The organism is Aeromonas sp. S8(2024), assembly GCF_041403085.1.
Taxonomy (GTDB): domain Bacteria; phylum Pseudomonadota; class Gammaproteobacteria; order Enterobacterales; family Aeromonadaceae; genus Aeromonas; species Aeromonas dhakensis.
Genome location: NZ_JBGLRF010000001.1, coordinates 242,940 through 268,865, shown reverse-complemented (window position 1 = coordinate 268,865; position 25,926 = coordinate 242,940). Strand labels below are relative to the sequence as shown.

19 protein-coding genes are annotated in these 25,926 nt (G+C 60.9%); 10 read left to right on the top strand and 9 right to left on the bottom strand.

All coding sequences use genetic code 11. The annotated features are described in order from the left end of the window. The first annotated feature begins 30 nt into the window (after window positions 1-30). From ACB031_RS01100 to ybcJ, 3 genes are all read left to right on the top strand, one after another. On the top strand, window positions 31-1,815 hold the full coding sequence (locus ACB031_RS01100; RefSeq protein WP_054544987.1) for a class I poly(R)-hydroxyalkanoic acid synthase: 1,785 nt from the start codon (window positions 31-33) through the stop codon (window positions 1,813-1,815). Continuing rightward, window positions 1,812-2,216, top strand: a complete 405-nt coding sequence (locus tag ACB031_RS01095; RefSeq protein WP_017765421.1) for a MaoC family dehydratase — start codon at window positions 1,812-1,814, stop codon at window positions 2,214-2,216. Before ACB031_RS01100 ends, ACB031_RS01095 begins: the two co-directional genes overlap by 4 nt. A 188-nt stretch (window positions 2,217-2,404) precedes the next feature. After that, on the top strand, window positions 2,405-2,638 hold the full coding sequence (gene ybcJ, locus ACB031_RS01090) for a ribosome-associated protein YbcJ (RefSeq protein WP_005300419.1): 234 nt from the start codon (window positions 2,405-2,407) through the stop codon (window positions 2,636-2,638). Between the two features lie 148 nt (window positions 2,639-2,786). Here the strand turns inward: ybcJ and ACB031_RS01085 are convergent, their stop codons facing one another. The 4 genes from ACB031_RS01085 to ACB031_RS01070 all read right to left on the bottom strand — a co-directional run bounded on the left by ACB031_RS01085 (window position 2,787) and on the right by ACB031_RS01070 (window position 9,945). Further along, window positions 2,787-3,260 carry a DUF4442 domain-containing protein gene (locus tag ACB031_RS01085; protein WP_005300417.1) on the bottom strand — a complete coding sequence of 158 codons (474 nt, stop codon included), beginning with the start codon at window positions 3,258-3,260 and terminating at the stop codon, window positions 2,787-2,789. Between the two features lie 146 nt (window positions 3,261-3,406). After that, entirely contained in the window at window positions 3,407-5,158 is a 1,752-nt protein-coding gene (locus ACB031_RS01080; protein WP_017782650.1) for an ABC transporter transmembrane domain-containing protein, read from the bottom strand. 109 nt (window positions 5,159-5,267) lie between these two features. Then, complete coding sequence (locus ACB031_RS01075) at window positions 5,268-7,004, bottom strand: ABC transporter transmembrane domain-containing protein (RefSeq protein WP_139397545.1); 1,737 nt, start codon at window positions 7,002-7,004, stop codon at window positions 5,268-5,270. Window positions 7,005-7,143: 139 nt separating this feature from the next. Then, complete coding sequence (locus ACB031_RS01070) at window positions 7,144-9,945, bottom strand: response regulator (RefSeq protein ID WP_010634113.1); 2,802 nt, start codon at window positions 9,943-9,945, stop codon at window positions 7,144-7,146. A gap of 155 nt (window positions 9,946-10,100) precedes the next feature. Here ACB031_RS01070 and trxC point away from each other — a divergent pair, with 155 nt between their 5' ends. Both trxC and ACB031_RS01060 read left to right on the top strand, forming a co-directional pair. After that, entirely contained in the window at window positions 10,101-10,541 is a 441-nt protein-coding gene (trxC, locus tag ACB031_RS01065) for a thioredoxin TrxC (protein ID WP_216972940.1), read from the top strand. Between the two features lie 154 nt (window positions 10,542-10,695). Further along, a complete protein-coding gene (locus tag ACB031_RS01060) occupies window positions 10,696-12,084 on the top strand; it encodes a DASS family sodium-coupled anion symporter (protein ID WP_371138840.1) in 1,389 nt (462 codons plus the stop codon). 306 nt (window positions 12,085-12,390) lie between these two features. Here ACB031_RS01060 and ACB031_RS01055 read toward each other — a convergent pair whose 3' ends face one another. The 3 genes from ACB031_RS01055 to ACB031_RS01045 form a co-directional block, all read right to left on the bottom strand. Continuing rightward, window positions 12,391-14,865, bottom strand: a complete 2,475-nt coding sequence (locus ACB031_RS01055) for a glycogen/starch/alpha-glucan phosphorylase (protein WP_005300394.1) — start codon at window positions 14,863-14,865, stop codon at window positions 12,391-12,393. A gap of 154 nt (window positions 14,866-15,019) precedes the next feature. After that, window positions 15,020-15,253, bottom strand: coding sequence for a hypothetical protein (locus tag ACB031_RS01050; RefSeq protein ID WP_371138839.1), 234 nt, complete (start codon window positions 15,251-15,253; stop codon window positions 15,020-15,022). Further along, window positions 15,250-15,447: a DUF4250 domain-containing protein gene (locus tag ACB031_RS01045; protein ID WP_005300391.1), complete on the bottom strand. Its 198-nt coding sequence runs from the start codon at window positions 15,445-15,447 to the stop codon at window positions 15,250-15,252. The genes ACB031_RS01050 and ACB031_RS01045 overlap by 4 nt, the downstream gene beginning before the upstream one ends. A gap of 233 nt (window positions 15,448-15,680) precedes the next feature. Between ACB031_RS01045 and ACB031_RS01040 the strand changes: the two genes are divergently transcribed. Beyond that, on the top strand, window positions 15,681-16,166 hold the full coding sequence (locus tag ACB031_RS01040) for a cell division inhibitor (protein ID WP_017765430.1): 486 nt from the start codon (window positions 15,681-15,683) through the stop codon (window positions 16,164-16,166). Window positions 16,167-16,668: 502 nt separating this feature from the next. Here ACB031_RS01040 and ACB031_RS01035 read toward each other — a convergent pair. Further along, window positions 16,669-18,192, bottom strand: a complete 1,524-nt coding sequence (locus ACB031_RS01035; protein ID WP_005300383.1) for a fumarate hydratase — start codon at window positions 18,190-18,192, stop codon at window positions 16,669-16,671. 247 nt (window positions 18,193-18,439) lie between these two features. Here ACB031_RS01035 and pabB point away from each other — a divergent pair, with 247 nt between their 5' ends. The 3 genes from pabB (at window position 18,440) to ACB031_RS01020 (ending at window position 21,906) form a co-directional block, all read left to right on the top strand. Next, a complete protein-coding gene (pabB, locus tag ACB031_RS01030; RefSeq protein WP_181969427.1) occupies window positions 18,440-19,774 on the top strand; it encodes an aminodeoxychorismate synthase component 1 in 1,335 nt (444 codons plus the stop codon). Between the two features lie 50 nt (window positions 19,775-19,824). Then, window positions 19,825-20,391: a CoA pyrophosphatase gene (locus tag ACB031_RS01025; RefSeq protein WP_005300376.1), complete on the top strand. Its 567-nt coding sequence runs from the start codon at window positions 19,825-19,827 to the stop codon at window positions 20,389-20,391. A gap of 216 nt (window positions 20,392-20,607) precedes the next feature. Then, complete coding sequence (locus tag ACB031_RS01020; RefSeq protein ID WP_017782660.1) at window positions 20,608-21,906, top strand: serine/threonine transporter; 1,299 nt, start codon at window positions 20,608-20,610, stop codon at window positions 21,904-21,906. Between the two features lie 441 nt (window positions 21,907-22,347). Here ACB031_RS01020 and sstT read toward each other — a convergent pair whose 3' ends face one another. Then, complete coding sequence (gene sstT / locus ACB031_RS01015) at window positions 22,348-23,598, bottom strand: serine/threonine transporter SstT (RefSeq protein WP_010634121.1); 1,251 nt, start codon at window positions 23,596-23,598, stop codon at window positions 22,348-22,350. Between the two features lie 339 nt (window positions 23,599-23,937). Here sstT and ACB031_RS01010 point away from each other — a divergent pair, with 339 nt between their 5' ends. Next, a complete protein-coding gene (locus ACB031_RS01010) occupies window positions 23,938-25,866 on the top strand; it encodes an ATP-dependent DNA helicase RecQ (RefSeq protein ID WP_371138838.1) in 1,929 nt (642 codons plus the stop codon). Window positions 25,867-25,926 lie beyond the last annotated feature (60 nt).

Sequence of the window (25,926 nt, the reverse complement as noted above, 5' to 3'; positions counted from 1 at the left end):
CCTGCGCCGGGGATGGGTGAAGGAGAGAACATGAGCCAATCATCTTACGGCCCGCTGTTCGAGGCCCTGGCCCACTACAACGACAAGCTGCTGGACATGGCCAAGGCGCAGACCGAGCGTACCGCCCAGGCCCTGCTGCAAACCAATCTAGACGATCTCGGCCAGGTGCTGGAACAGGGCAGCCAGCAGCCCTGGCAACTGATCAATGCCCAGATGAACTGGTGGCAGGATCAGCTCAAGCTGATGCAACACACCCTGCTCAAGAGCGCAGGCCAGCAGAGCGAGCCGGTCATCGCCCCGGAGCGCAGCGATCGCCGCTTCAAGGCCGATGCCTGGAGCGAGCAGCCCATTTATGACTACCTCAAACAATCCTATCTGCTGACCGCCAGACACTTGCTGGACTCGGTAGATGCCCTCGAAGGGGTGCCCCAAAAGAGCCGGGAGCGGCTGCGTTTCTTTACCCGCCAGTACATCAACGCCATGGCCCCCAGCAACTTTCTGGCCACCAATCCGGAGCTGCTCAAGCTCACCCTGGAGTCCGACGGCCAGAATCTGGTGCGCGGGCTGACCCTGCTGGCCGAAGATCTGGAGCGCAGCGCCGATCACCTCAACATCCGCCTGACCGACGAATCCGCCTTCGAGCTGGGCCGAGATCTCGCACTGACCCCGGGCCGGGTGGTGCAACGCACCGAGCTGTATGAGCTCATCCAGTACAGCCCAACCACGGAGACGGTGACTAGGACGCCGGTGCTGATCGTGCCGCCCTTCATCAACAAGTACTACATAATGGACATGCGGCCCCAGAACTCCCTGGTGGCCTGGCTGGTAGCCCAGGGCCAGACGGTGTTCATGATCTCCTGGCGCAACCCAGGGCCGGCCCAGGCCGACATCGATCTCGACGACTACGTGGTGGACGGCGTCATCGCCGCGCTGGATGGCGTGGAGGCGGCCACCGGCGAGCGGGAAGTGCACGGCATCGGCTACTGCATCGGCGGTACCGCCCTCTCCTTGGCCATGGGCTGGCTGGCCGCTAGGCGCCAGAAGCAGCGGGTTCGCTCCGCCACCCTGTTCACCACCCTGCTCGACTTCTCCCAACCAGGGGAACTTGGCATCTTTATCCACGAGCCCATCATTGCGGCGCTGGAAGCCCAGAACGAGGCCAAGGGCATCATGGACGGGCGCCAGCTGGCGGTCTCCTTCAGCCTGCTGCGGGAGAACAGCCTCTACTGGAATTACTACATCGACAGCTACCTCAAGGGGCAGAGCCCGGTGGCGTTCGATCTGCTGCACTGGAACAGCGACAGCACCAACGTGGCGGGCAAGACCCACAGCAGCCTGCTGCGCCGGCTCTATCTGGAGAACCAGCTGGTGAAGGGGGAGCTCAAGATCCGCCACACCCGCATCGATCTCGCCAAGGTGAAGACCCCGGTGCTGCTGGTCTCTGCCATGGACGATCACATCGCCCTCTGGCAGGGCACCTGGCAGGGCATGAAGCTGTTCGGTGGCGAGCAGCGCTTCATCCTGGCCGAATCGGGCCACATCGCCGGCATCATCAATCCGCCGGATGCCAACAAGTACGGCTTCTGGCAGAACGACGCCGAAGCCGCCAGCCCCGAGGCGTGGCTCACCGGCGCGACCCACACCCCGGGTTCCTGGTGGCCGCAGATGGCAGCCTTCATCCAGAGCCGGGAAGAGGATCCCGCCCCCATCCCCGCCCGCATCCCGAGCGAAGGTCTGGAGGCGGCGCCCGGTGGCTACGTCAAGGTACGGCTCAACCCGGTCTTTGCGCCGACACCCGAGGAGGAGCCCGCATGAGCACGCTCCCCTTCGAGGTGGGCCAAAAGGCCAGTCTGACCAAGCGGTTCGGGGCGGCAGAGGTCGCGGCCTTTGCCGGGCTGTCGGAGGATTTCAATCCGCTGCACCTGGATCCCGCCTTCGCCGCCACCACGCCGTTCGAGCGCCCCATCGTGCACGGCATGCTGCTGGCCAGCCTCTTCTCGGGGCTGCTGGGTCAGCAACTGCCGGGCAAGGGCACCGTCTATCTCGGTCAGAGCCTCGCCTTCAAGCAGCCGGTGTTTGTGGGGGATGAGGTGACGGCAGAGGTGGAGATCATCGCCCTGCGCAGCGACAAGCCCATCATCACCCTGGCCACCCGTATCCTGACGTCAACCGGCGCCATCGCCGTCAGCGGGGAAGCCGTGGTGAAGTTTGGCTAAAAGCGGTTTGCCCCATGATCTCAGTCAGCCCGGCCAGTGCCGGGCTGACTGCTATGGCGTGCGCCCCGAAAATAGTCTTGCAAGCCACTATTGCCCGCAGACAGCGCCCTTGCCCTTTCCTTGACGGCCCGAACTGCCTAGAATAATCGCCCTGCTGTTTCAGCCATTTATCCACGAGAGGATTTTCCATGGAGACGTTTCTGCTCGAAGGGCACCCCTTTATTGCCCTGTGTGACCTTATCAAACATCAGGGGTGGGCTGATTGTGGCGGCGCAGCCAAGGCGCTGATCGCCGACGGCCTGGTCGAGGTCAACGGTCAGGTGGAGACCCGCAAGCGCTGCAAGATAGTGGCCGGCCAGGTAGTCAACTTCAACGGCATGAAGGTCGTAGTGAAAGAGGGCGTCAGCCCGGAGATCCTCTGACCCGCCGCTCTGCCACCCAAGCGCTACCTGGCACAGTGGCCGAGCAGTGGTCAACTTCAACGGCATGAAGATGGTCGTGAAAGAGGGCGTCAGCCCCGAGATCCTCTGAACCTTGCTTGAATAAGGGCGCCGACGCGCCCTTTGGCATTTAGCTGGCCTTGATGGAGAGGGTCAGCACGAAGCGCGCCATCGCCTCATCTCCGTTCAGTGACGGACAAGTGGCCACCACCTGGATGGGGCGGTTGATGCGTTGACCGCTGGCCAGCGACTCGTCGATCATGGCGTCGATCTCCTCCCCGGCCGCGCAGTCAAACTGCACATCCCCCTCGGGCCGCTTCAGAAACTCCCCCTGCACATCCTTGAAGGCGAAGTGCACCTTCTTGCGCCGCTGCCGTCCCTTCTCCATCACCAGCAGACCGCCCACCAGATCGGCGCCGGTGGCCAGCGCACCGAAATACATGCTGCCCAGGTGGTTGCGCGTGCGCCACCCCAGTGGAATGCGAATGCGCAGCGCCTTGGCGCTCATCTCTTCGATGACGGGGGCACAAAAACCGATGACGGGAATGTAGCGCCAGGCAAAGAGCCGCAGCGCCAGGTTGGCCTTCAAACGTTGCAAATCCATATGCGAACTGATCCGATGAGTTGATGTAAACAACATGTTGCCAGCATGGCTGGCGTTCGACAAGGACGCGGATCACGCTGCCGCCATTTCTTCAGCCCAAAAAAAGAGGGAACCGCAATGGTTCCCTCTGCTCGTTTCTGTGGCTGTCAGGCCCGCTTCTCCTCGAGCCAGGCTCCCTGGCTCTGCATCTCGAACAGCTGGGCATAGTGGCCGCCCAGCGCCATCAGCTCGCCATGGGTACCCCGCTCGTTCACCTGACCGCGGGAGAGCAGCAGGATCTCGTCCGCATCGACGATGGTCGAGAGGCGGTGGGCGATGGCGATGGTGGTGCGGCCACGGCGCGCCGCCGCCAACGCCGAAGAGAGGGCCAGCTCGGTCTGGGAGTCCACGCTGGCGGTCGCCTCGTCCAGAATGAGGATGCGCGGATCTCCCACCAGGGCGCGGGCAAAGGAGAGCAGCTGACGCTGGCCGGCGGAGAGGTTCTTGCCCCCCTCCTCCATCAGGGTGTTCAAGCCCTCCGGCAGGCTCAGCACAAACTCGGCCAGCTGCACCTCGGTCAGCGCCTGCCAGAGCTGCGCATCAAGGATGCCGTCGCGGCCGAGGCGCAGGTTTTCGGCCAGGGTGCCGACGAAGATAAAGGGATCCTGCTGGACCAGGCCGATGCTACGGCGCACCGCCGAGAGCGACAGGCTCGCCATCGGGTGATCATCGAAGCGGACGGTGCCCTGATCCAGCGGGTAGAAACCCATCAGCAGGCTGATGATGGTGGACTTGCCGCTGCCGGTGTGGCCCACCAGCGCCAGCATCTGGCCGGGACGGGCAGCAAAGCTCACATCCCGCAGCACCTGCTGCTCGCCATCGTAGGAGAAGCTCACCCGCTCGAAGCTCACCTCTCCCTTGAGCGGGCGCATCTCGCCCGCGGTGCTTTCGCGCGCTTCATCGAGCAGGGCAAAGACCCGCTCCCCCGCCACCATGGCTTGCTGCAACTGGTTGAGCTGGTTGGTCATCTCGATGAGCGGCTCGATCATCCGCCCCAAATAGCTGATGAAGGCGTAGAGCACCCCCACCTGGATGGCGCCCTCCGCACTCAGCCCCTCGCGGGCAAACAGCGCCAACAGGCCGATCAGCACCATCATGTAGAAGAGATCGATGAGCGGGCGCAGCAAAATACCGTTGATCTTGAGGCTCTTGAGGCGCGCCGCCCAGTGCTGCTGGTTCACCTCGGCAAAGGCGTTGGCAAAATGGCGCTCCTGCACCATGGCCTGAATGACCGGCATCCCCTGCAGCGACTCGTTGAGACGGCTGTTGATGTCGGAGAGCAGGCTGCGGGTCGCTCGTACCACGGGCACGCTCAGTTTCTGATAGAGCCACATCACCCCGCCCACCGCCGGCAGCAGGCAGGCGCACACCAGCATCAGCCGCAGATCCAGCAGCGCCATGGAGATGAGGATGCCGCACAGCAGCACCACCTTCTGCACCAAGAGCCCGATCACCTGCACATAGAGGTTCATGATCGCCTCGGTGTCGTTGGTGATGCGGGAGATGAGCGAGCCGGAGCGGTGCTGGTCAAAGTAGCGGGCCGGCAGCCGGATGGCGGTGGCAAACACCTGCTCGCGCAGCCGCTGCACCACCGCCTGGGCGATGCGGTTGAAACGCAGGGACTGCAGGTAGAAACCGGCCGCAGACAATACCTGCAGGCCGAGATAACCGGCGGCAATGGCCGCGATGGCGGGCCACACCAGCTGGCGCGGCGCCAGATAGTCGTCGATGAACAGCTTGATGAGCAGGGGGCCGGCCACTTCGGCGCCGGTAGCCAGCAGCAGGCAGATCCCCGCCTGAATGAGCCAGCGCGGGTAACGGGCACAGTACCCGAGCAGTCGTTTGATGGTCGGGTTCACAGGCGCTCCTCCACGTCTTGTTTCAGCAACTGTTGACGAGGCACCGGGCTGGCATACCAGCACTCAGGCTCAGCGCCACACCGAGTGAAGACGCGCTTGATGAGTGGACTCACAGGCTCTCCTCCACGTCTTGCTCGAGACGCTGATAACGGACCATGTCCGCATACCAGCCGTTGTGGGCCATCAGGGTGCCGTGGCGACCCCGCTCACTGACATGGCCCTGCTCCAGCACCAGGATCTCGTCGGCCTGCTCCACCGCCGTCATCCGGTGGCTGACCAGGATCAGGGTCCGTTTGTGGGCCTTGAGGGCGTGCAGGATCTGCTGCTCGGTGTGAGCATCCACCGCCGAGAGCGCATCGTCCAGCACCAGGATCGGCGCCTCCAGAAGCAGGGCGCGGGCGATGGCGAGCCGCTGTTTCTGACCGCCGGAGAGGGTCACCCCCTTCTCCCCCACTTCGGTCTCATAGCCCTTGGGAAAGCGGCTGATGTCATCGTGCACGCAGGCGATGCGTGCCACCCGCTCAATCTCCTCACGGCTCGCATCGGGGCGGCCGAGGGCGATGTTGGCGGCGATGGTGGTGGAGAAGAGGAACGGCTCCTGCGGCACATAGGCAAACTGGCTGCGCAGCTCACCCAGCGCCAGTTGCGAGATGGGCACCTCCCCCATGCGGATCTCCCCCGCGGTGGGGTTGGCCAGTCGCATCAACAGCTTGAGCAGGGAACTCTTGCCCGCCCCGGTGCGCCCGACGATCCCCAGCATGCCGCTGGCTTGCAGGGTGAACTCCACATTGCGCAGCAGGGTGCGCTGCTCGAGCTGGTAGCTGAGTGCCACGGCGCGCAGCGGAAAGGCCGAGGCCAGCGCCACCGGGTGAACCGGCTCTTCGATGTCGCTGCGCTCGGCCAGCAGGCTCTCGATCCGCGAATAGGCGGCGCTGCCGCGCTCTATGATGTTGAACAGCCAGGCGATGGCGAACATGGGCCAGATCAGCTGACCGAGGTACATGGTGAAGCTGGTGAGCTCCCCCAGGGTCAGCTCGTCACGCAGCACCAGAGCGCTGCCGCCGGCCACCGCGAGGAAGTAGGAGCAGCCGATGCACAGGTAAATCACGGGGTCGAACTTGGCATCGATACGGGCCACCGCCATGTTGCAGGCGCCCGCCTCCCGGGTCAGCTCGGCAAAGCCGCGATCTTCGAGCGATTCCACCGCGTAGGACTTGAGCACCCGCACGCCGGAGAGCGCCTCCTGGGTCTTGTTGTTGAGCCGGGAGAAGGCACCCTGCGCCGCCTTGAACTCCTTGTAGATCTGGGAGCCGAAGCGGTTCATGAAGAACGCCATCACCGGCAGCGGCAACAGAGAGAGCAGGGTCAGCTGCCAGGAGTACTGGCTGCACATGATGGAGAGCACCAGGATCCCGACGATCATGGAGTCCACCAGGGTCAGCACCCCTTCCCCGGCGGTCATCTCCACCGCCTGGATGTCGTTGGTGGCGTGGGCCATCAGATCGCCGGTGCGGTGGCGCTGATAAAAGTCCGGGCTCATGCGGGTAAAGTGGCCAAAGAGCCGGTTGCGCAACACATACGCCAGCCGGTAGGAGGCACCAAACAACATGACCCGCCACACGTAGCGCAGCAGATAGATGAGCAGACCCAGGCCGAACAAGCCGGCCAGATAACCGGTCAGGGTGGCGCTGTCCAGCGACCCTTTGGCGATGCCATCCACCACCCAGCCCACCACCTTGGGCGGGATCACGGTCAACAGGGCCACCATCATCAACAGCGAGATGGCGACCAGGTAACGCTGCCACTGCTCCTTGAAGAACCAGCCCAGCCTTGCAAATACGCTCACGTAGATATCCTTTGTCGCGGCAGGCCGAAGCTGCCGCCCGTCATGGAAAGCCCAATGCAATCGCCCCCGGCTGGGGGCGATACGAGGAGGTCATGATAGCCTGAAGCAGAAGGCTTGAGAATTATTGCTATTTCACTTGTTACAACAAACGATCATCGCGCTGTTCAAAGGCACCATACGATGCTTCATGCTGCTCTCCGGTCAGCAGGAAGTGAGACACCTCCTCCCGGGTCAGACTGAAGACCTGCTGCAACTGCTCCAGATCCTGCTCGGTGAGCTCTTCCTGCTGGCGCAGTCGCCACTCCAGCTCGCCGGCGAGGATCTGCAGGCGGGAGGCGGAGATGTTGGCGGAAACCCCCTTGAGGGTATGCAGCAACCGGCAGGCGATGTCGGGCTGCTGGCGACGCAGGGCGGAGCGGATCTCCCACAGGTCATCCTTGTGCTCCGACATGAACAGCTTGAACAGTATCTGCAGCGCCTCCTTGTCCTGCTCCAACCGTCTGAGGGCATCCTCCAGATCCAGCACCCCCATCAGGTCGGGCGGCTTCACCTCCAGCGGCACCAGCCGCTCGCCGCTGGCGCTCTTCACCCACTGCAACAGGTTGTTGTAGAGATCGAGCTTGCTGACCGGCTTGGTGACATAGCCGTTCATCCCCACGCCGAGGCAGCGTTCCCTGTCTCCCGGCATGGCGCTGGCCGTCAAGGCGATGATGGGCACATCGTGCTTGTCCACCATCTTGCGGATCTGGCGGGTAGCATCCAGCCCGTCCAGCACCGGCATCTGCAAGTCCATCAGGATCACGTCGAATGGCTGCTCGGCCACCCGCTCGACCGCCTCCCGGCCGTTGCCCACCACGGTCACCAGGGCATCGACCCGGCGTAGATATTCAATGATGAGCTGCTGGTTGACCCGGTTGTCCTCCGCCAGCAGCACCCGGATGCCTTGCAGCAGCTCGCGAAAATGCTGCTGGTCGCCCTGCACCTCGGCCTGGCGGAACTGCTGATCGTGTGAACTGCCGTTGAGCAGCTCGTCCACCTTGGCCAGCAGGGCATTTTCGGTCATCGGCTTGGGCAGAAAATGGGTCAGCCCCATGCTCTCCATCCGCCCGTGCAACCCCTCCTTGGCCCAGGCACTGGTCATCAGGATGGGCAGCCGGCGCCACTGGCTGTGCTGATACATCTCGAGCGCCAGATCCAGCCCATCCTCCTGCCCCATGCGCCAGTCGAGAATGGCCAGCCGGACGTTCTGCCCCTCTTCCCGCAGCACCTGACGCGCCCGCGAGAGGCTGTTGACCGCCATCACCCTGGCCCCTGCCCGGCCCAGGATATCCTTGGCCAGGTCAAGCACCAGCTCGTTGTCATCCATCACCAGCACCAGCGGCTGATTCTCAAAGAAGACCCGCCGTCCGGAGACGCCATACACCGCCTTGGTCATGGGGATCTCGAACTGAAACACCGAGCCCGCACCCGGTTTGCTCTGCACCGTGATCCGTCCTCCCATCAGCTCCACCAGCCGCTGGGAGATGTTGAGGCCAAGCCCGGAGCCGCCATATTTGCGAGTGTTGCCCGCCTCCAGCTGGGTGAAGGGCTGGAACAGCTGGGCCTGTTTCTCCTCGGCAATGCCGATGCCGGTGTCGCGCACGCTGAAACGCACCTGCATGGGATGGGGGTTGACCAGGGTGATGGACACCTCCACCTCGCCCCGCTCGGTAAACTTGATGGCGTTGTTGACCAAATTGACCAGCACCTGACCGAGGCGCAGCGGGTCGCCGCGCAGAAAGTCGGGCACCGCCGGCGACTTGTTGATGATCACCTCGACATGCTTGCGTTCGGCCAGATCGGCGAACATGCCCGCCAGCGAGTCGATCTGCTCGCTGAGATCGAAATCGATCTCCTCCAGCGTCAGCTTGCCGGACTCCACCTTGGTCAGGTCCAGGATGTCGTTGATGAGCAGCAGCAAGGTATCCGATGAGGATTTGATCTTGCTGAGATAATCGCGCTGCTGTTGATCCAGCTCGGTCTGCAGCGCCAGCGAGCTGAAGCCGATGATGGCGTTCATGGGGGTGCGGATCTCGTGGCTCATGTTGGCCAGAAAGTCGCTCTTGGCCTGGGCCAGCAAACCGGTCTGACGCGACAGCTCGCTCAGCTTCTGATTGCGCCGCCACAGGGTCACCGCCACCAGTCCGAAGCAGAGCATGGCCCCCCCCAGCACCATCAGATAGAAGCGACTCTTGAGAGAGGAGGCCTGCTCCATCTTGCTCTGTTTCCAGCGCGACAGCCCCTCCAGCTCGTGCATGTCGATGACCTGGTTGCGCAGCACGTGATACGCCACGACCTGATGGCTGACATCCTCGCTCAGCTGGGCCAACCCGACTACCTCGGGATAAGCGGGATAGGCTGTCTTGAGACGGCGCTGCAGGGCCTGCAACTGCTGTTGCTCCCCCTTGTCCCAGCTGCGTTTGAGGTAATTGCTGAGCTGGGCCAGCTCGGTCAGATCGATGGCCAGCGGAGCGTCCGCCGGCAGGGTTGCCAGCAAGCCGTTCAGCTGCTTTTGAAAGGGCTGCTCTATGTACTCGATCGCCATCTCCATGGAGTAGAGCTTGGCGAGATCAAGCAGATAGCTGTCGATATCGTGCAACAGCGATTGAGAGTGTGGATTGTCGGCCGAGTCGGGGTCGTTGCGCACCTGGCGTACGAAACTGTCGAGGTTGCTCGACAGCTGATTGAGACGCTGCTGTACATTGCCGTCGTTGGCCTTCTCGCGCCCCAGCAGATAGACGGTATCGGTATTGACCCGGTTGAGGATCAACTCCGCCGCCACGCTGAGCTCCGAGGCTTTCTGCTGCTGGCTGAGCAGTTGCCAGCAATAGCCGGAAAACGCCAGCAGCGATACGATGATCAGGCTAAGTACAACACGATTGACCCGTGTCACATTATTCATCCCGTCTCGATTCTCATGTCATGGCCATGCATCCACCGACATCACGTCGCTACGGGATCATTGGCTGTGAAAGATAATTGACTGCTATGTTACCGTTACTCTGCCCTGACAGTGCAATAAAGATGTTGCAGGGCTTATGTATACAGGAATCAATTATGTCATTTATCACTACCTATTGTAGCCATTGCTTCACCAGGAACCGCCTGCCCGAGGAGAAGCTGGATTCAAACGCGAAGTGTGGTCGCTGCAAGAGCGGACTGTTCGCCACCACCCCGGTCACCGGCCAGGAGCAGCAGTTCGATACCCTGATCCAGTCCGACATCCCGGTCGTGGTCGACTTCTGGGCCAGCTGGTGTGGACCATGCCTTCAATTTTCACCTGTTTTTCAACAAGTTGCCAGTGAACTTGAGCCAAAAATCCGCTTCGTCAAGGTCGATACCGAGCAACAGGCCGCCATCGCGGCCCGCTACGCCGTTCGCAGCATCCCCACCCTGATGGTATTCAAGCAGGGCAAGATGGTGGCTCAGCGCAGCGGCTCACTGCCCCCCAGTCTGTTCAAGGAGTGGCTTGCCTCCTTCCTGAACAGCCACAAATGATACCAACTTGTTTAATTTATGTTTTCTTTATGTTTTAACTTATCTTGACTCTGTGAGTCTCGGCATGCTTTGACCAGATCCCCCTGTTTCAAACGGGGGGATGAATGTAATCTCGGCAACACAACAACAACCATAAATTAACCGAGAGAACGATATGCACACATCTGCAGTACCCTCTACTACCCCATCACGCTGGCTGGACGTCAAATCCGGGATCGTCATCCTGGATGTCCTGCTGCTCTGTGCCATGCTCGCCTGGCTACCGTTTGACCCCAACGTCAACAAGGGGCTGGGGATCCTGGTCTTCATCGCCATTCTCTGGCTGACCGAAGCAGTCAACATCACCATCACGGCCCTCTCCATCCCGGTACTTGCCACCCTGCTCGGGGTGTTTGACATGAGCAAGTCCCTGACGGATTTCGCCAACCCGGTGCTGTTTCTCTTCTTCGGCGGCTTCGCACTGGCTGCAGCCCTCTCCAAACAAGGGCTGGATACCCAGATCGCCGCCAAGGTGATGCAGCTTGCCAAGGGTCACCTCGGCTGGGCCGCCATCGTGCTCTTCACCATCACGGCCGCCCTCTCCATGTGGATCAGCAACACCGCCACCGCCGCCATGATGATGCCGCTGGCCCTCGGCATGCTCAAAGGCATCGACGCCCACAAGGAGCGCCGCACCCTGGTCTTCGTCCTGCTGGGGGTCGCCTACAGCGCCAGCATCGGCGGCATCGGCACCCTGGTGGGCAGCCCGCCCAACGCCATCGCGGCCGCCCAGATGGGGCTGGGTTTCACCGACTGGATGAAGTTTGGCATCCCGGTGGTGCTCATCTTCATGCCGGTGGGCATCGGCCTGCTGTATCTGGTGATGCGCCCCGACCTCTCCCATCAGGTCAGCACCGAGAAGGTGACCATCCAGTGGACCGGTCAACGCAAGATCACCTTGCTCATCTTCCTGACCACGGTACTGCTGTGGATCGGCTCCCAACCCATCGCCAAGGCAATGGGGGGCATTCCCCAGTTCGATACCCTGATCGCCATGGGCGCCATCGTGGCCATTGCCATCAGCCGGGTGGCCAGCTGGGATGACATCAACCAGAACACCGACTGGGGCGTGCTAATGCTGTTCGGCGGTGGTCTCACCTTAAGCGCCATCCTGAAGCAGACCGGCGCCAACGCCTTCCTGGCGGAGCACCTCTCCAACGGTCTGGCCACCATGCCTATCTTCATCATTCTGCTCTGCCTGGCCGCATTCGTGGTGTTCCTGACCGAACTGGTCTCCAACACCGCCACCGCCGCCCTGCTGGTGCCGCTGTTTGCCGGGGTCGCCGAGGCGCTGGGGGTCTCCCCCATCGTCGTTTCCGTGCTGATCGCCGTCGGTGCCTCCTGCGCCTTCATGCTGCCGGTGGCCACCCCGCCCAACGCCATCGTGTTCGCCAGCGGTTACATCAAACAACGTGAGATGATGCGGGCCGGCCTGGTGCTGAACCTGGTCTTCACCGTCATTCTGACCATGCTCGCCTACTTCATGGGCGACATACTGCACTGAGACATATTCACTGATATGCCGAATACCAAGGCCCCTACGGGGCCTTTTTTATTGTCTCTCTCACCTGCCGATTCTTGATGCACACCTTTTTCTCCCATCCTCAGCCCCCCTCATTCGACGTCACACGTCCTCAAATAGCAGAACTGTATGCAGAGGGTGGCAATGGGCAGTCGGGCAGTCGGGCAGTTGGGCAGTTGGGCAGTTGGGCAGTTGGGCCGTTGGCTTTTGTCCCGCATTCACACAACCAACGCCGCCCACGCCCAATAAAAAACCCCCGCATGGCGGGGGTTTGGGTTTGCTCTCTTGTCAGCCGATGCTGCAGGGCTTCAGGTTCCAGATCCGATCCACATAGTCCTGGATGGAGCGATCGGAGTTGAACTTGCCCATGGTGGCCGAGTTGATGATGGCCTTCTTGGCCCACAGTGCCGGATCCCGATACCAGGTATCGATCAGCTTGTGTGCTTCCGAGTAGGAGGCAAAATCGGCCAGCGTCAGGTAAGGATCCCCCCCTTCCAGCAAGGAGCGCTTGATGGAGGAGAGCTCACCCGGACGACCCGGCGTGAAGTAGTCGGTATCAAACCAGTCCAGCACGGCTTTGAGCTCGGAGTTGGCGTAGTAGAAGTCATACGGGTTGTAACCGCGCCCCTTCAGTGCCTTCACCTCGTCCACGTTCAGACCGAAGATGGCGCAGTTCTCGGCCCCCGCCTCTTCGGCGATCTCGATGTTGGCGCCGTCCAGGGTACCGATGGTGATGGCACCGTTCAGGGCCATCTTCATGTTGCCGGTACCGGAGGCTTCATAACCGGCAGTGGAGATCTGCTCGGAGACGTCGGCCGCCGGGATCAGCTTCTCGGCCAGGCTCACCCGGTAGTTCGGCATGAACACCACTTTCAGCTTGCCCTGAATGCGGGTGTCATTGTTGACCCGCTCCGCCAGCTTGTTGATGGCGTAGATGATATCCTTGGCCAGCTTGTAACCGGGCGCCGCCTTGGAGCCGAAGATGAATACCCGCGGATGCATGTCGTAGTCGGGGTTGGCCAGCAGACGACGATAGAGCGCCATGATGTGGATGAGGTTCAGTTGCTGGCGCTTGTACTCGTGCAGACGCTTAATCTGGACGTCGAAGATCGCCTCGGCACTGACCTCGATACCGGTTTCCGCCTTGATGACCTTGACCAGCTTCTCCTTGTTGTGGCGCTTGATGGTCATGAACTGTTTCTGGAAGGCCTTGTCGTCGGCAAACTTGGTGACGCTGCGCAGCTTGTCCAGTTGCAGCGGCCACTCCTTGCCCACCACTTCGTTGTAGAGCTCGGCCAGTTCCGGGTTGCAGGCCAGCAGCCAGCGACGCGGGGTCACACCGTTGGTGACGTTGCACATTTTCTCTGGCCACAGCTCAGCATACTCGGGGAAGAGATCTTCCTTCACCAGCTTGGAGTGGATCTCGGCCACGCCGTTCACCTTGGAGGAGCCGATGACACACAGGTTGCCCATGCGCACCTTGCGCACCGCTCCCTCTTCGATAATGGAGAGCTTGGCCTTGATAGCGTCGTTGCCCGGCCACTTGGGCTCCACCAGTTCGCCTAGGAAACGGGCGTTGATTTCGTAAATGATCTCGAGATGGCGTGGCAGCACCTTCTCAAACAGGCTGACCGACCACTTCTCCAGCGCTTCCGGCAGCAGGGTGTGGTTGGTGTAGGAGAACACCTGGTAGCTGATGGCCCAGGCCGCTTCCCAGGTCAGCCCCTCTTCATCCACCAGCACCCGCATCAGTTCGGGGATGGCGACGGTGGGGTGGGTATCGTTGAGCTGAATGGCGATCTGGGCGGCAAAGTTGCTGAAATCGGCGCCATGCACCCGCTTGTAGCGACGCATGATGTCCTTGATGGAGCAGGCACAGAAGAAGTACTGCTGGATCAGGCGCAGCTCTTTGCCCGCGTCGGTCTCGTCGTTCGGATAGAGCACCTTGGAGATGGTCTCGGCCTGGGCTTTTTCCGCTTGGGAGTCGATATAACCACCAGCGTTGAACACGTCCCAGTCAAAAAACTCGGAGGCGCGAGACTCCCACAGGCGCAGGATGTTGACGGTATGACCGCCAAAACCGACTACCGGGATATCCCAGGGCACCCCTTTGATCTTGCGACCGGCGTGCCACACCTTCTTGAGGCCGCCGTTGTCACCAAACACGGTCTCCACGTAACCGTAGAGCGGGATCTCCTGCACCGATTCCGGGCGGCAGATCTCCCAGGGGTTGCCATATTCACGCCAGGAGTCCGGACGCTCAATCTGACGGCCATCCTGAATTTCCTGACGGAACAGGCCGTGCTCATAGTGGATGCCATAGCCGACCGCCGGGTAGTTCAGGGTCGCCAGCGAATCGATGAAGCAGGCGGCCAGACGGCCCAGGCCACCGTTACCGAGTGCCATGTCGGGCTCTTGTTCACACAGATCGGTCAGTTCCAGACCGAGTTCGCCCAGCGCCTCTTCGCAAATCTTGTACAGGGAGAGGTTGTGCAGGTTGTTGGAAGTCAGGCGCCCCATCAGGAATTCAGCAGAGAGATAGTGAATTGCACGAGTATCTTTCTTGAAGTGGGTCTGCTGAGTGCGGGTCAGGCGCTCGTACACCTGTTCGTTGACGGCGGCTGCGGTTGCTTTCCACCACGCTTCTGGCGAGGCTTTCTGTTCGCTTGTACCCAAGGTAGAACGCAGGTGACGCACGATACTCGCCTTGAGCTGATCTTTATCCAGTTGGAGATCCTGGTCTGTCTTCTTCTTGGTAGCCATAAACCATTTCCTTCGTTACAGAATAATAAATTGTTATCCCATCAGGGACCGGTGCTGTTGTTATCTGAGAATATGTTCCGGCGTGGGCATACTAGCTAAAGCCGCAGCTTGAAAAGTTAACGCAAGTCACACTTTAACGTATAAAAATGACAGTTCAAGTTTGAAAACCCTTTCCTGAAACCTGCAAATACAAACCCATCATTTCCTTTAAAATCAAAACGTTAATCTTATGGCGCAAATATAAACTCATGAATAGGTTTTCAATGATTGCCAAGCGCTGAAAATCCATGAAAATAGCTGAAAATTCAGCGCACATTGAAAACGATTTCAATGTGCGCCATTCATGAAAAAATAAAACAGTGCCATTCGGGGAGTGTTCGCCGCTCAACCGTGAGCCTTGAACTGGTTGCTCATGGGATCGTAGTGGTAGCCAATCTGCAACAGGCGGGTGGCAAGCTGGTCTTCCGTCATGTCGTAATAGGCCAACAATTCCTCCAGCCCATCGCACTCCAGCCGCAGCTTCTCATTGATGATCCCGAGCAGGATATTGGCATCCAGTCGTTGCAAGGTGCTGACGTCCATCCTCATCTCTCCTATGTACAGGACATACTGTATAACCATGGGCGTCCCTGCCCGCTTTGTCCATAGCCTGAAAAACACCCACCTCAAGGTTGAAATTTATATCCTTTAAAATCAGAAGTTTAATTTCATTCATTACCGTTCAGATCACATTTTTGGCCACAAACGGCTTGTCACTGCTGCGAACAACAACTACTGTATGCACATACAGCATGGTTATTCATACAGGAAAGCATATGAGCCAGCCCATGAGCCACACCCTTGTCTCCGTCGCCAGCATGAGCAGCCCCTGGCCCACTCGCCATCAGGGCAAGCAGGACGAATATCGCCACTCTGCGAGCCTCACCCGGGAGCCGCCGCTACTCGATGAGCTGGTGCGCTTGAGCCAGGGTGACACGGGCTGGATCCTGCTCATCGCGCCACCCGGTCTGCCCGTGGCCAAGCAGTTGCAGGCACAGGGGATCAATCCGGCTCGGGTACTGGTGGTACACAGCCCCAAGATCAAGAACTGGCAATCCACGCTGGAGCAGAGTCTGGGCAACGGCCGCTGCGCCGCCGTGCTGACCTGGCTGCCGGAACAGGTCACGCTGGATCGGGCCAAGCTGAGCACCCTGGGGCAACGCTGTGGCGTATTGACCCGTTTCTTCGAGCCAGTCGCCTCCTCTCCCGCTCATGGTGGCTCGCTGGTCTATGGCGGACAGGATGTCTATCTCAATCACTGACCCCCAACCGTGTGAGGAGATGGGTTGTTCAGCTAGATTGATGATGACTTTTTAATTGGGTGATGAATCGTTTGCCAATCACAGAGTAAAAAGAGCCCTTGCCACCAGACAACAGTGGCAAGGGTGAAGAGGCGCCAGCCAACTAGCGGACGTGGGATCCAGCGTTGACAGCCTTGTGCGCCACGCACAGAGAGCGTCAGTTGGCAGTTGGCAGTTGGCAGTTGGCAGTTGGCAGTTGGCAGTTGGCAGTTGGCAGTTGGCAGTTGGCAGTTGGCAGTTGGCAGTTGGCAGTTGGCAGTTGGCAGTTGGCAGTTCAAATTCGCACGACTGACACGCAGACGAAAAGAAAAGGCGACCCTGGGGTCGCCTTCGTTTTGTTTGTTATGGCTGAGGCTGGATGACGGCCACATCCATGGCAGTCGCGCATCGCACCGGTGCATGCACTCAGGGCATAAAGACCCGTCTCCATACCGCAGGTGAACAGCCCTCAGACATCTTCAACTCACGCCAGCTTGCCATCGAGCTCGGCAATCTTGGCAGACCAGTAGGCCGGCCCGGTCTCGTGGATATTGTTGCCCTGGGAGTCGACCGCCACGGTCACCGGCATGTCCTCGACTTCGAACTCATAGATGGCTTCCATCCCCAGATCGGCGAAGGCCACCACCCGCGCCTTCTTGATGGCCTTGGCCACCAGATAGGCGGCACCACCGACGGCCATCAGATAGACGGCCTGGTGCTGCTTGATGCTCTCGACCGTCTTGGGGCCCCGCTCGGACTTGCCAATCATGCCGATGAGACCGGTTTCCCCCAGCATCATGTCGGTAAACTTGTCCATCCGGGTGGAGGTGGTCGGGCCGGCCGGGCCGACCACCTCGTCACGCACGGCATCGACCGGGCCCACGTAATAGATGAAGCGGTTGGTGAAATCGACCCCTTCCGGCAGCCCCTCACCTTTTTTCAGCATGTCGGCTATGCGCTTGTGAGCGGCATCGCGACCGGTGAGGATCTTGCCGGAGAGCAGCACGGTATCCCCGCTCTTCCAGCTGGCGAGCTCTGCCTTGGTGATGCCGTCGACATTGACCCGGCGCACGTTGCCGCCAGCCGAGCGGGTGATCTCCGGCCAATCTTCCAGTTTCGGCGGGGTCAGTTCGGCCGGGCCGGAACCATCCAGCTCGAAGTGGACATGGCGGGTGGCCGCGCAGTTGGGGATCATCACCACCGGCTTGGAGGCGGCATGGGTCGGGGCGGACTTCACCTTCACGTCCAGCACGGTCGTGAGGCCGCCGAGGCCCTGGGCACCGATGCCGAGCTTGTTGACCTTGTCGTAGAGCTCGACCCGCAGCTTTTCCTCTGTGGTCTTTGGACCACGAGCGATCAGCTCCTGAATGTCGATGTGCTCCATCAGGGCCTCTTTGGCCAGCACCGCCGCTTTTTCGGCAGTACCGCCGATGCCGATGCCCAGCATGCCGGGCGGACACCAGCCGGCCCCCATGGTCGGCACTGTCTTGAGCACCCACTCGACGACGTCGTCGGAGGGGTTGAGCATCACCATCTTGGATTTGTTCTCGGAGCCGCCGCCCTTGGCCGCGATGCTCACTTCCACCTTGTTGCCCGGGATCATGTCGATGTGCACCACGGCCGGGGCGTTGTCTTTGGTGTTCTTGCGGCTGCCGGCAGGGTCAGCCAGCACGGAGGCACGCAGCGGGTTGTCCGGATTGGTGTAGGCGCGGCGCGTCCCTTCATCCACCATCTCCTGCACAGTCATGTCGCTGTCCCACTGCACCTGCATGCCGATCTTGACGAAGCAGGTGACGATGCCGGTATCCTGGCAGAGCGGACGATGGCCTTCGGCGGACATGCGGGAGTTGATCAGGATCTGGGCCAGGGCATCCTTGGCGGCCGGGTTGATCTCCCGGTCATAGGCAGCCTTGGCGGCATGCACGAAATCGAGGGGGTGGTAGTAGGAGATGTACTGCAGGGCGTCGGCGATGGAATCGATAAAATCCTGTTTTTTAATGATGCTCATATCATCCTCACTGGTCCTTGTCTCCCGTGTGGGTTGGAGCAAGGGCTTCCATATGAGCCGTGCTTCGGTGGGGTGGTGCCAGGCGGTCTGCCTGTCTGCCCGATAAGACAACGGCGCGTTTTTTCTAAAAATTCCGGCGCCTATGATACGCTTGCCACCCCGTACCGGCTAGGGAGCAGGCTGCAAACTGTTGCCTGTGTAACAAAAAATGAAACCAACGCTGCATATCCACCATTTTGAACACCAGATGGCGCTCCATGCGCTGTTCGCCCGCCTTCACCACCTGCCCTGGGCTATGTTGCTGGGATCCGCCGGCCCGCTGGGTGCGGACAACCGCTTTGACATCATCACCGCCGATCCGCTGGCCACCCTGCAGACCGACGGGGCGCTGACCCGCATCGAGCAGGGAGAGCAACACGAGTCCAGTGAAGATGATCCGCTGACCCTGCTGGCCCGGTGCCAGCGCGACCTGCTGGGAGAGATCACCACTCAAGCGCCCCCCCTGCCCTTCATCGGCGGGGCGCTCGGCCTGTTTGGCTATGATCTGGGCCGCCGCTTCGAGCGTCTGCCGAACCTGGCCACCCGCGACGTCACCATTCCTGACATGGCGGTCGGCATCTATGACTGGGCCCTGCTGCGGGAGGTGGCAACGGGCAAATGGCAGCTGGTGCACTGGGGCGACGAGGCCGGCCTTGCCCGCCGGCTGCAGTGGCTGGAGGCGCAGCACGAGCTTGCCGCAGACCCCTTCGCTCTTGCAGGCGCTTGGCGCAGCAACATGAGCCGCACCGAATATGGCGACAAATTTGCCCGGGTGCAGGCCTATCTGGCGGCAGGGGATTGCTATCAAATCAACCTGACCCAGCGTTTCAGCGCCCCCTATCGAGGTGACGAGTGGCAGGCTTACCAAGCGTTGTCACGGGCCAACCGCGCCCCCTTCTCGGCCTTCCTGCGCTTGCCGCAAGGGGCCATCCTGAGCCTCTCCCCCGAGCGTTTCCTGCTGCTCGACCAGCGCCACATCGAGACCAAGCCCATCAAGGGCACTCGCCCGCGGCTGGCCGACCCTGCGCTGGATCAAGCCAGTGCCCGCGAGCTGGCGGAGGCCGACAAGGACAGATCGGAAAATCTGATGATCGTGGATCTGCTGCGCAACGACATCGGCCGGGTGAGCCGGCCCGGTTCGGTCAGCGTGCCCAGCCTGTTTGCGGTGGAATCCTTTCCGGCGGTGCACCACCTGGTTTCCACCATTCACGGCGAACTGGATGCCCGCTGGCAGGGCGTGGATCTGCTGCGCGCCTGCTTCCCCGGTGGCTCCATCACAGGCGCCCCCAAGATCCGGGCCATGGAGATCATCGAGGAGCTGGAGCCCCAGCGGCGCAACGCCTACTGCGGCAGCATCGGCTACCTCAGCCAGCACGGCCGAATGGACACCAGCATCTGCATCCGCACCCTGATCGCCGCACAGGGCCAGCTCCACTGCTGGGCTGGCGGCGGCGTCATCGCCGACTCCGACGTGGACGACGAATATCAGGAAACCTATGACAAGGTGGCTCGCATCCTGCCGCTGCTGGACGCACTGCGTTGAAAACCTGACAAAATGATCTCAGCGACTTGAAGGAGTGAAGAAGAATCGAGATGGAACGAGCAGAACTGCTGACCCGCTTTTTGTTGCAACGCCCCGCCCCCGCTCACCGGCTGACGGTGGCCGGGCTCAAGCCCGCCGCCGTGCTGCTGCCGCTGGTTGAACGGGCCGACGGCCTGCAATTGCTGCTGACCCGGCGCAGTCCGCACCTGCGCCACCATGCGGGACAGATAAGCTTCCCCGGTGGCAGGCAGGATCCGGACGACCGGGATCTGATCCACACGGCGCTGCGGGAAACCCAGGAAGAGCTCGGCATAGTCCCGGCCCAGATAGAGGTGCTTGGCACCCTCGCGCCCCTCAACACCGTCTCGCAATATGACGTGCTGCCGGTGCTGGGACTGGTGGCGGCCGACTATCAGCTCACCCTGAGCCGGGACGAGGTCGACCAGGCCTTCGAAGTGCCGCTCAACCACCTGCTGGATCCGCGCCACCATATCGCCCTGACCATTCCCAGAGCCGATCACCTGCATACCATCTATTGGATCCCCTGGCAGGACCATTTTATCTGGGGCGCGACCGCCAGCATGATCCGCCAGCTGTCACGGCAACTCTCCAGATAACATATTGCCAACAAATGCCTGTGCAATATTCATGCGCTAACACTAAAATAACGTGGTATTTTATAAAAAATAATTGATTAATTCTTCTTTCGATCACATTTCCATAAAAGAGTGCGGTTTTCAGTCCCATAAAGGTGAATTTGATCAACATTTTTGATTAAAAAACCCGTATCCTTGCGCCGATCCTATAAAAACCACAATTCAGGGGTGAGACACATGTCTAATACTGTCACCGGCGCACAGGATGTTGCGACCTCACAGGAGCAAGGAACCCGCTCAGTCCAATCGCGTGGTTGGACCAAACAAGACACTCGCTGGGTAATCAGCCTGTTCGGTACCGCCGTCGGCGCCGGCATCCTGTTCCTGCCCATCAACGCCGGCATGGGCGGCTTCTGGCCGCTGGTGGTCATGGCGCTGCTGGTCGGCCCCATGACCTATCTGGCACACCGCGGCCTCGCCCGCTTCGTGCTCTCGTCAAGCAAACCCAATGCAGACATCACGGAAGTGGTGGAAGAGCACTTCGGCGTGGGTGCCGGCAAATTAATCACCCTGCTCTACTTCTTCGCCATCTACCCCATCGTGCTGATCTACGGGGTGGGCATCACCAATACCGTGGAAAGCTTCATGGTCAACCAGCTGCAGATGACGGCGCCGCCGCGCTGGATCCTCTCCATCGTGCTGATCATGGGCATGATGTCGGTGATGCTGGCTGGCGAGAAGCTGATGCTCAAAGTGACCGAGTTCCTGGTCTACCCGCTCATCGCCATCCTGGTGGGGATCTCCTTCTACCTGATCCCGGACTGGACCGGTGCCGCCCTCTCCCAGGTACCGTCCGGCAAGGACTTTGCCATCACCCTGTGGCTGACCATCCCGGTGCTGGTGTTCTCCTTCAACCACAGCCCGGCGATCTCCAGCTTCTCCCTGGCCCAGCGCCGCGATCACGGCGAGCAGGCGGTCGAGAAGTCTGACGCCATCCTCAAGCGCACCGCGACCATCCTGCTCGGTTTCGTGATGTTCTTCGTCTTCTCCTGCGTGATGAGCCTGACCCCGGCACAGCTGGCCGAAGCCAAGTCCCAGAACATTGCCGTGCTCTCCTACCTGGCCAACCAGCACTCAAGCCCCATCATCTCCTACTTCGGTCCGCTGGTGGCATTCGTGGCCATCGTCTCCTCCTTCTTCGGCCACTACCTGGGTGCCCGTGAAGGCCTGAAGGGGATGATCGTCCAGAACCTGCGCAAGTCCGGCAAGGAGCCGAACCACAAGAAGGTCGAGATCTTCATCATCGCCTTCTTCATCCTGACCCTGTGGGGCACAGCTGTGATCAACCCCTCCATCCTCGGCATGATCGAGTCGATGGGCGGCCCCATCATCGCCACCATCCTGTTCATCATGCCGATGTACGCCATCAAGCGCGTGCCGGCCATGGCGAAGTATCAGGGCCACATCAGCAACGTCTTCGTGGCCCTGATGGGGATGACTGCCATCTCCGCCATCCTTTACCAGCTGATCGGCTGACGCGGTCAGAGACCAGCAACAATGCCAGCCGGGTAACCGGCTGGCATTTTTTTTATGGTGCAGGGCTGATTGCAGATCTTCGCGAGGCAAAAAGAGAGGCACCCTTGAGAGCGAGTTAGCTGGCAAGCCAGCCACAACAATCCGGCCATGCCTGCTCACGTTTTCGCTCTGACGACCCACCCTGCTCGAGATGGTGTATCGAGCCGCCGTCAAGTCGATCACTCCTGCCGCATCATCCGAGACGGCAAAGCCCTCTCTCTTCCACGCTCGCCCCCCTCCATCCCGACTCAGTGACGGCTACCGGGTTTCTGGTCGTGAAGCCTTCTTCTCTGTTTGCCGGGAGGGGTGCCAGGAGTCACGACAGCTACCCGCCCCATCCGGGCGGCAATAAAAAACGCCCTCGAATGAGGGCGTTGTCGTTGTGATGCGAAGATACGGCTATCAGGCTTCGCTGTTGGGCACCGGCGAGATGTCCAGCAGGGTCTCATCTTCGGCCATGCAGGCCGCGGCGGTGAACAGCACGTCGGTGGAGCTGTTGAGGGCCGTCTCTGCGGAGTCCTGCAGCACGCCGATGATAAAGCCGACCGCCACCACCTGCATGGCGATGTCGTTGCTGATGCCAAACAGGCTGCATGCCAGCGGGATCAGCAGCAGGGAGCCGCCGGCCACACCGGAGGCGCCGCAGGCACTGACGGTCGCAACCACGGACAGCAGAATGGCCGTCGCCGGATCCACGTCCATCCCCAGGGTGTGGACCGCCGCCATGGAGAGCACGGTAATGGTGATGGCCGCACCGGCCATGTTGATGGTGGCGCCCAGCGGGATGGAGACCGCGTAGGTATCCTCCGGCAGACGCAGTTTTTCGCACAGCGTCATGTTGACCGGGATGTTGGCGGCGGAGCTGCGGGTGAAGAAGGCGGTGACGCCGCTCTCTTTCAGGCAGGTCAGCACCAGCGGATAGGGATTGCGGCGGATCTTCCAGAACACGATGAGCGGGTTGACCACGAAGGCGATGAACAGCATGCAGCCGATCAGCACCACCAGCAGTTGGGCATAGCCAAACAGGGCCTCAAAACCGGTTTCCGCCAGGGTGGAGGCTACCAGACCCAGAATGCCGAGCGGCGCGCAGCGGATCACCGCTTTCACAATGGTGGAGACACCGTGGGACAGGTCGGTGATCACCGCCTTGGTCCCCTCGCTGGCGTGGCGCATGGCGATGCCAAGGCCGATGGCCCAGGCCAGAATGCCGATATAGTTGGCGTCCAGCAACGCCTTGACCGGGTTGGTCACCACGTTGAACAGCAGGGTCTGCAGCACCTCGGTGATGCCGCCGGGCGGGGTGATCTCGGCACTGTTGGCCACCAGGTGCAGGTTGGTGGGGAACAGGAAGCTTGCAACCACGGCCACCGCAGCCGCCAGGAAAGTTCCCAGCAGATAGAGCAGCAGGATCGGCTTCATGTTGGTTTTTTGACCCTGCTTGTGGCCGATGATCGCCGCCATCACCAGTACGAAGACCAGCAGCGGCGCCACCGCCTTCAAGGCGCCGACGAACAGGCTGCCGAGCAGACCCGCCGCTTTGGCCCATTCCGGCATGAACATGGCAAGGAGGATACCGAAGACCAGACCGACCAGGATCTGGCTAACCAGGCTGGTGCTGTTGACCAGTCTTATGAGGGGGTGTTGTTGTGTCATCAAATAGTCCCTGAGCACCTAAGTGCGTGAATCATTAGTCCTGTTGGCAACCGCTACACCAGGCGACACCCATGTCACGGGCTGGCGTCGTCTGCCCCGGCAAGCCTTCTGTCGAGCCTGTCCGGAAACACACGGGGTTGCGGACAAGGAATATCCCATCTGCAGCCGCTTTTTTCCACAGAATCACTGAAAAATATCCGCTTCGCCTCACAAAAAATCTACAACACCGAGATAACACAATATCAACAACGCTCAAATGGATGCCATTTTCCCTCCCGATTGGCCGCCAGCCTCCACCCGGCGGTGGTATCATGACGGTTTTGCCGCGGAGCCTTTGCCATGATCTCATCCCTGTTGACCCGTCACTTTGGCTTCGATCGGTTGAGGCCAGGACAGGAAGAGGTGATCAGCCGGCTGCTGGCGGGCAAGAACGCCGCCGCCATCTTCCCCACCGGTTCAGGCAAATCCCTCTGCTATCAGTTGCCGGCACTGGCCCTGCCCCACCTGACCCTGGTGATCTCCCCCCTGATCGCACTGATGCACGATCAGCTCGCCTTTTTGCGCAGCAAGGGGATTGCCGCCGCCACCCTCGACTCCAGCTTGACAGCGGAGGAGAGCCGCCGGGTGATGCAGCAGGCCAACGACGGCCAGCTCAAAATCCTGATGATCTCGGTGGAGCGCCTCAAGAACGAGCGCTTTCGCCGCTTCATCCAGCAGGTGCCGCTGTCAATGCTGGTGGTGGACGAGGCTCACTGCATTTCGGAATGGGGCCACAACTTTCGCCCCGACTACCTCAAGCTGCCTGACTATCGCCGCGAACTGGCCATTCCCCAGGTATTGCTGCTGACCGCCACCGCCACCCCGGCCGTGATGGCCGACATGCAGGCCAAATTCGACATCGAGGATGACGGGCTCATCGTCACCGGCTTTTATCGCGCCAACCTGGACCTGGCCGTCGTCCCCCTGCCCGCCGAGGCGCGCGATGGCTGGCTGCATGGGGAACTGGCGCGCGATCCCGCCGCCCCCACCATCATCTACGTCACCCTGCAACACACTGCCGAAGCCTGTGCCGCCCAGCTGCAGCAGCGCGGGATCAGGGCCCGAGCCTATCATGCCGGGCTCGACGCCACCTTGCGCAGCCAGATCCAGCACGACTTCATGACCGGCAAGCTGGATTGCATCGTGGCCACCATCGCCTTTGGCATGGGCATCGACAAGGCCGATATTCGCCGGGTGATCCATTACGATCTGCCCAAGTCCATCGAAAACTACAGCCAGGAGATAGGCCGTGCCGGCCGCGACGGCCAGCCTTCCCGCTGCATCGTGCTGGCCAATCGCAGCCAGTTGCCGGTGCTGGAGAATTTCGTCTATGGCGACACTCCGGATCGCTTGGCCATCGTCGCGCTGCTCGAGATCCTGCTGCAAAGCGGCAGCGAGTGGGAATTCAGCCTGCTGCGTCTGTCCAATGAGACCAACATCCGCCAACTACCTCTCAAGACCCTGCTGGTCTATCTGGAGATGGCGGGCATCATAGCCCCGGCCTACAGCTACTTTGCCGAGTACCGTTTCAAGTTCGTGCTGGAGAAAGTGGAGATCCTGGCCCGCTTCAACCCCGAACGACGCCTGTTCCTGGAGCAGCTGTTCGCCTGCGCCCCGCAGGCCCGCAGCTGGTGCACCATGGACTTCGAAGCACTCTGGCAAGGCTATCAGGGGGAGCGGCACCGCGCGGCGGCGGCCTTGGACTACCTGCAGCAGCAGGGCTGGATCGAACTGGAAAGCAAGCAGATGACCGAGGTTTACCGGGTGCTGCGCCAGGAGATTGACGTGGCAACCCAGGCCGATGAGCTGCACAACTTGTTTGAAAAGAAAGAACACAGCGAGCTGGCCCGTCTGCAGGCATTGCTGGGTTTCTTTACCTCAAGCAGTTGCCTGAGCCATGAACTGGCACGCTACTTTGCCGATCGGGCTGCGCCCACTCATTGCGGGCACTGCTCTGTCTGTCGGGGCGAGGTGGCAGAGCTCCCCCCCTTGCCCGGCCGGACACTCCCCAATGAACAGGGACTAAGAGCCTGGTGCGATCCCCTGGTGGCCCTGTGTCACACCCGGCATCCGCGCATCCTGACCCGCTTTCTGTGCGGCATCGCCACGCCGCTCACCACCCGGGTCAAGGCGAAAAGCCTGGCCGGATTTGGCCAGCTGGCATCCCACCCCTTCGCCGACGTCCTGGCGGCGGTTTCCCGCATTTATCCGCTCCACCACGATCACTAGCTCACCAGACAGCGTCGATTGCGCTGAAAAAATAAGACCCTCGCATTTGCGAGGGTCAAG

Excerpts from the sequence above, each read along its gene's own strand:
- sstT (WP_010634121.1), bottom strand. The coding sequence starts at position 23,598 with ATGACACAACAACACCCCCTCATAAGACTGGTCAACAGCACCAGCCTG.
- ACB031_RS01010 (WP_371138838.1), top strand. The coding sequence starts at position 23,938 with ATGATCTCATCCCTGTTGACCCGTCACTTTGGCTTCGATCGGTTGAGG.
- ybcJ (WP_005300419.1), top strand. The coding sequence starts at position 2,405 with ATGGAGACGTTTCTGCTCGAAGGGCACCCCTTTATTGCCCTGTGTGAC.
- ACB031_RS01095 (WP_017765421.1), top strand. The coding sequence starts at position 1,812 with ATGAGCACGCTCCCCTTCGAGGTGGGCCAAAAGGCCAGTCTGACCAAG.
- ACB031_RS01035 (WP_005300383.1), bottom strand. The coding sequence starts at position 18,192 with ATGAGCATCATTAAAAAACAGGATTTTATCGATTCCATCGCCGACGCC.
- ACB031_RS01055 (WP_005300394.1), bottom strand. The coding sequence starts at position 14,865 with ATGGCTACCAAGAAGAAGACAGACCAGGATCTCCAACTGGATAAAGAT.
- pabB (WP_181969427.1), top strand. The coding sequence starts at position 18,440 with ATGGCGCTCCATGCGCTGTTCGCCCGCCTTCACCACCTGCCCTGGGCT.
- ACB031_RS01100 (WP_054544987.1), top strand. The coding sequence starts at position 31 with ATGAGCCAATCATCTTACGGCCCGCTGTTCGAGGCCCTGGCCCACTAC.
- ACB031_RS01085 (WP_005300417.1), bottom strand. The coding sequence starts at position 3,260 with ATGGATTTGCAACGTTTGAAGGCCAACCTGGCGCTGCGGCTCTTTGCC.
- trxC (WP_216972940.1), top strand. The coding sequence starts at position 10,101 with ATGTCATTTATCACTACCTATTGTAGCCATTGCTTCACCAGGAACCGC.
- ACB031_RS01045 (WP_005300391.1), bottom strand. The coding sequence starts at position 15,447 with ATGGACGTCAGCACCTTGCAACGACTGGATGCCAATATCCTGCTCGGG.
- ACB031_RS01070 (WP_010634113.1), bottom strand. The coding sequence starts at position 9,945 with ATGAATAATGTGACACGGGTCAATCGTGTTGTACTTAGCCTGATCATC.
- ACB031_RS01040 (WP_017765430.1), top strand. The coding sequence starts at position 15,681 with ATGAGCCAGCCCATGAGCCACACCCTTGTCTCCGTCGCCAGCATGAGC.
- ACB031_RS01025 (WP_005300376.1), top strand. The coding sequence starts at position 19,825 with ATGGAACGAGCAGAACTGCTGACCCGCTTTTTGTTGCAACGCCCCGCC.
- ACB031_RS01060 (WP_371138840.1), top strand. The coding sequence starts at position 10,696 with ATGCACACATCTGCAGTACCCTCTACTACCCCATCACGCTGGCTGGAC.
- ACB031_RS01020 (WP_017782660.1), top strand. The coding sequence starts at position 20,608 with ATGTCTAATACTGTCACCGGCGCACAGGATGTTGCGACCTCACAGGAG.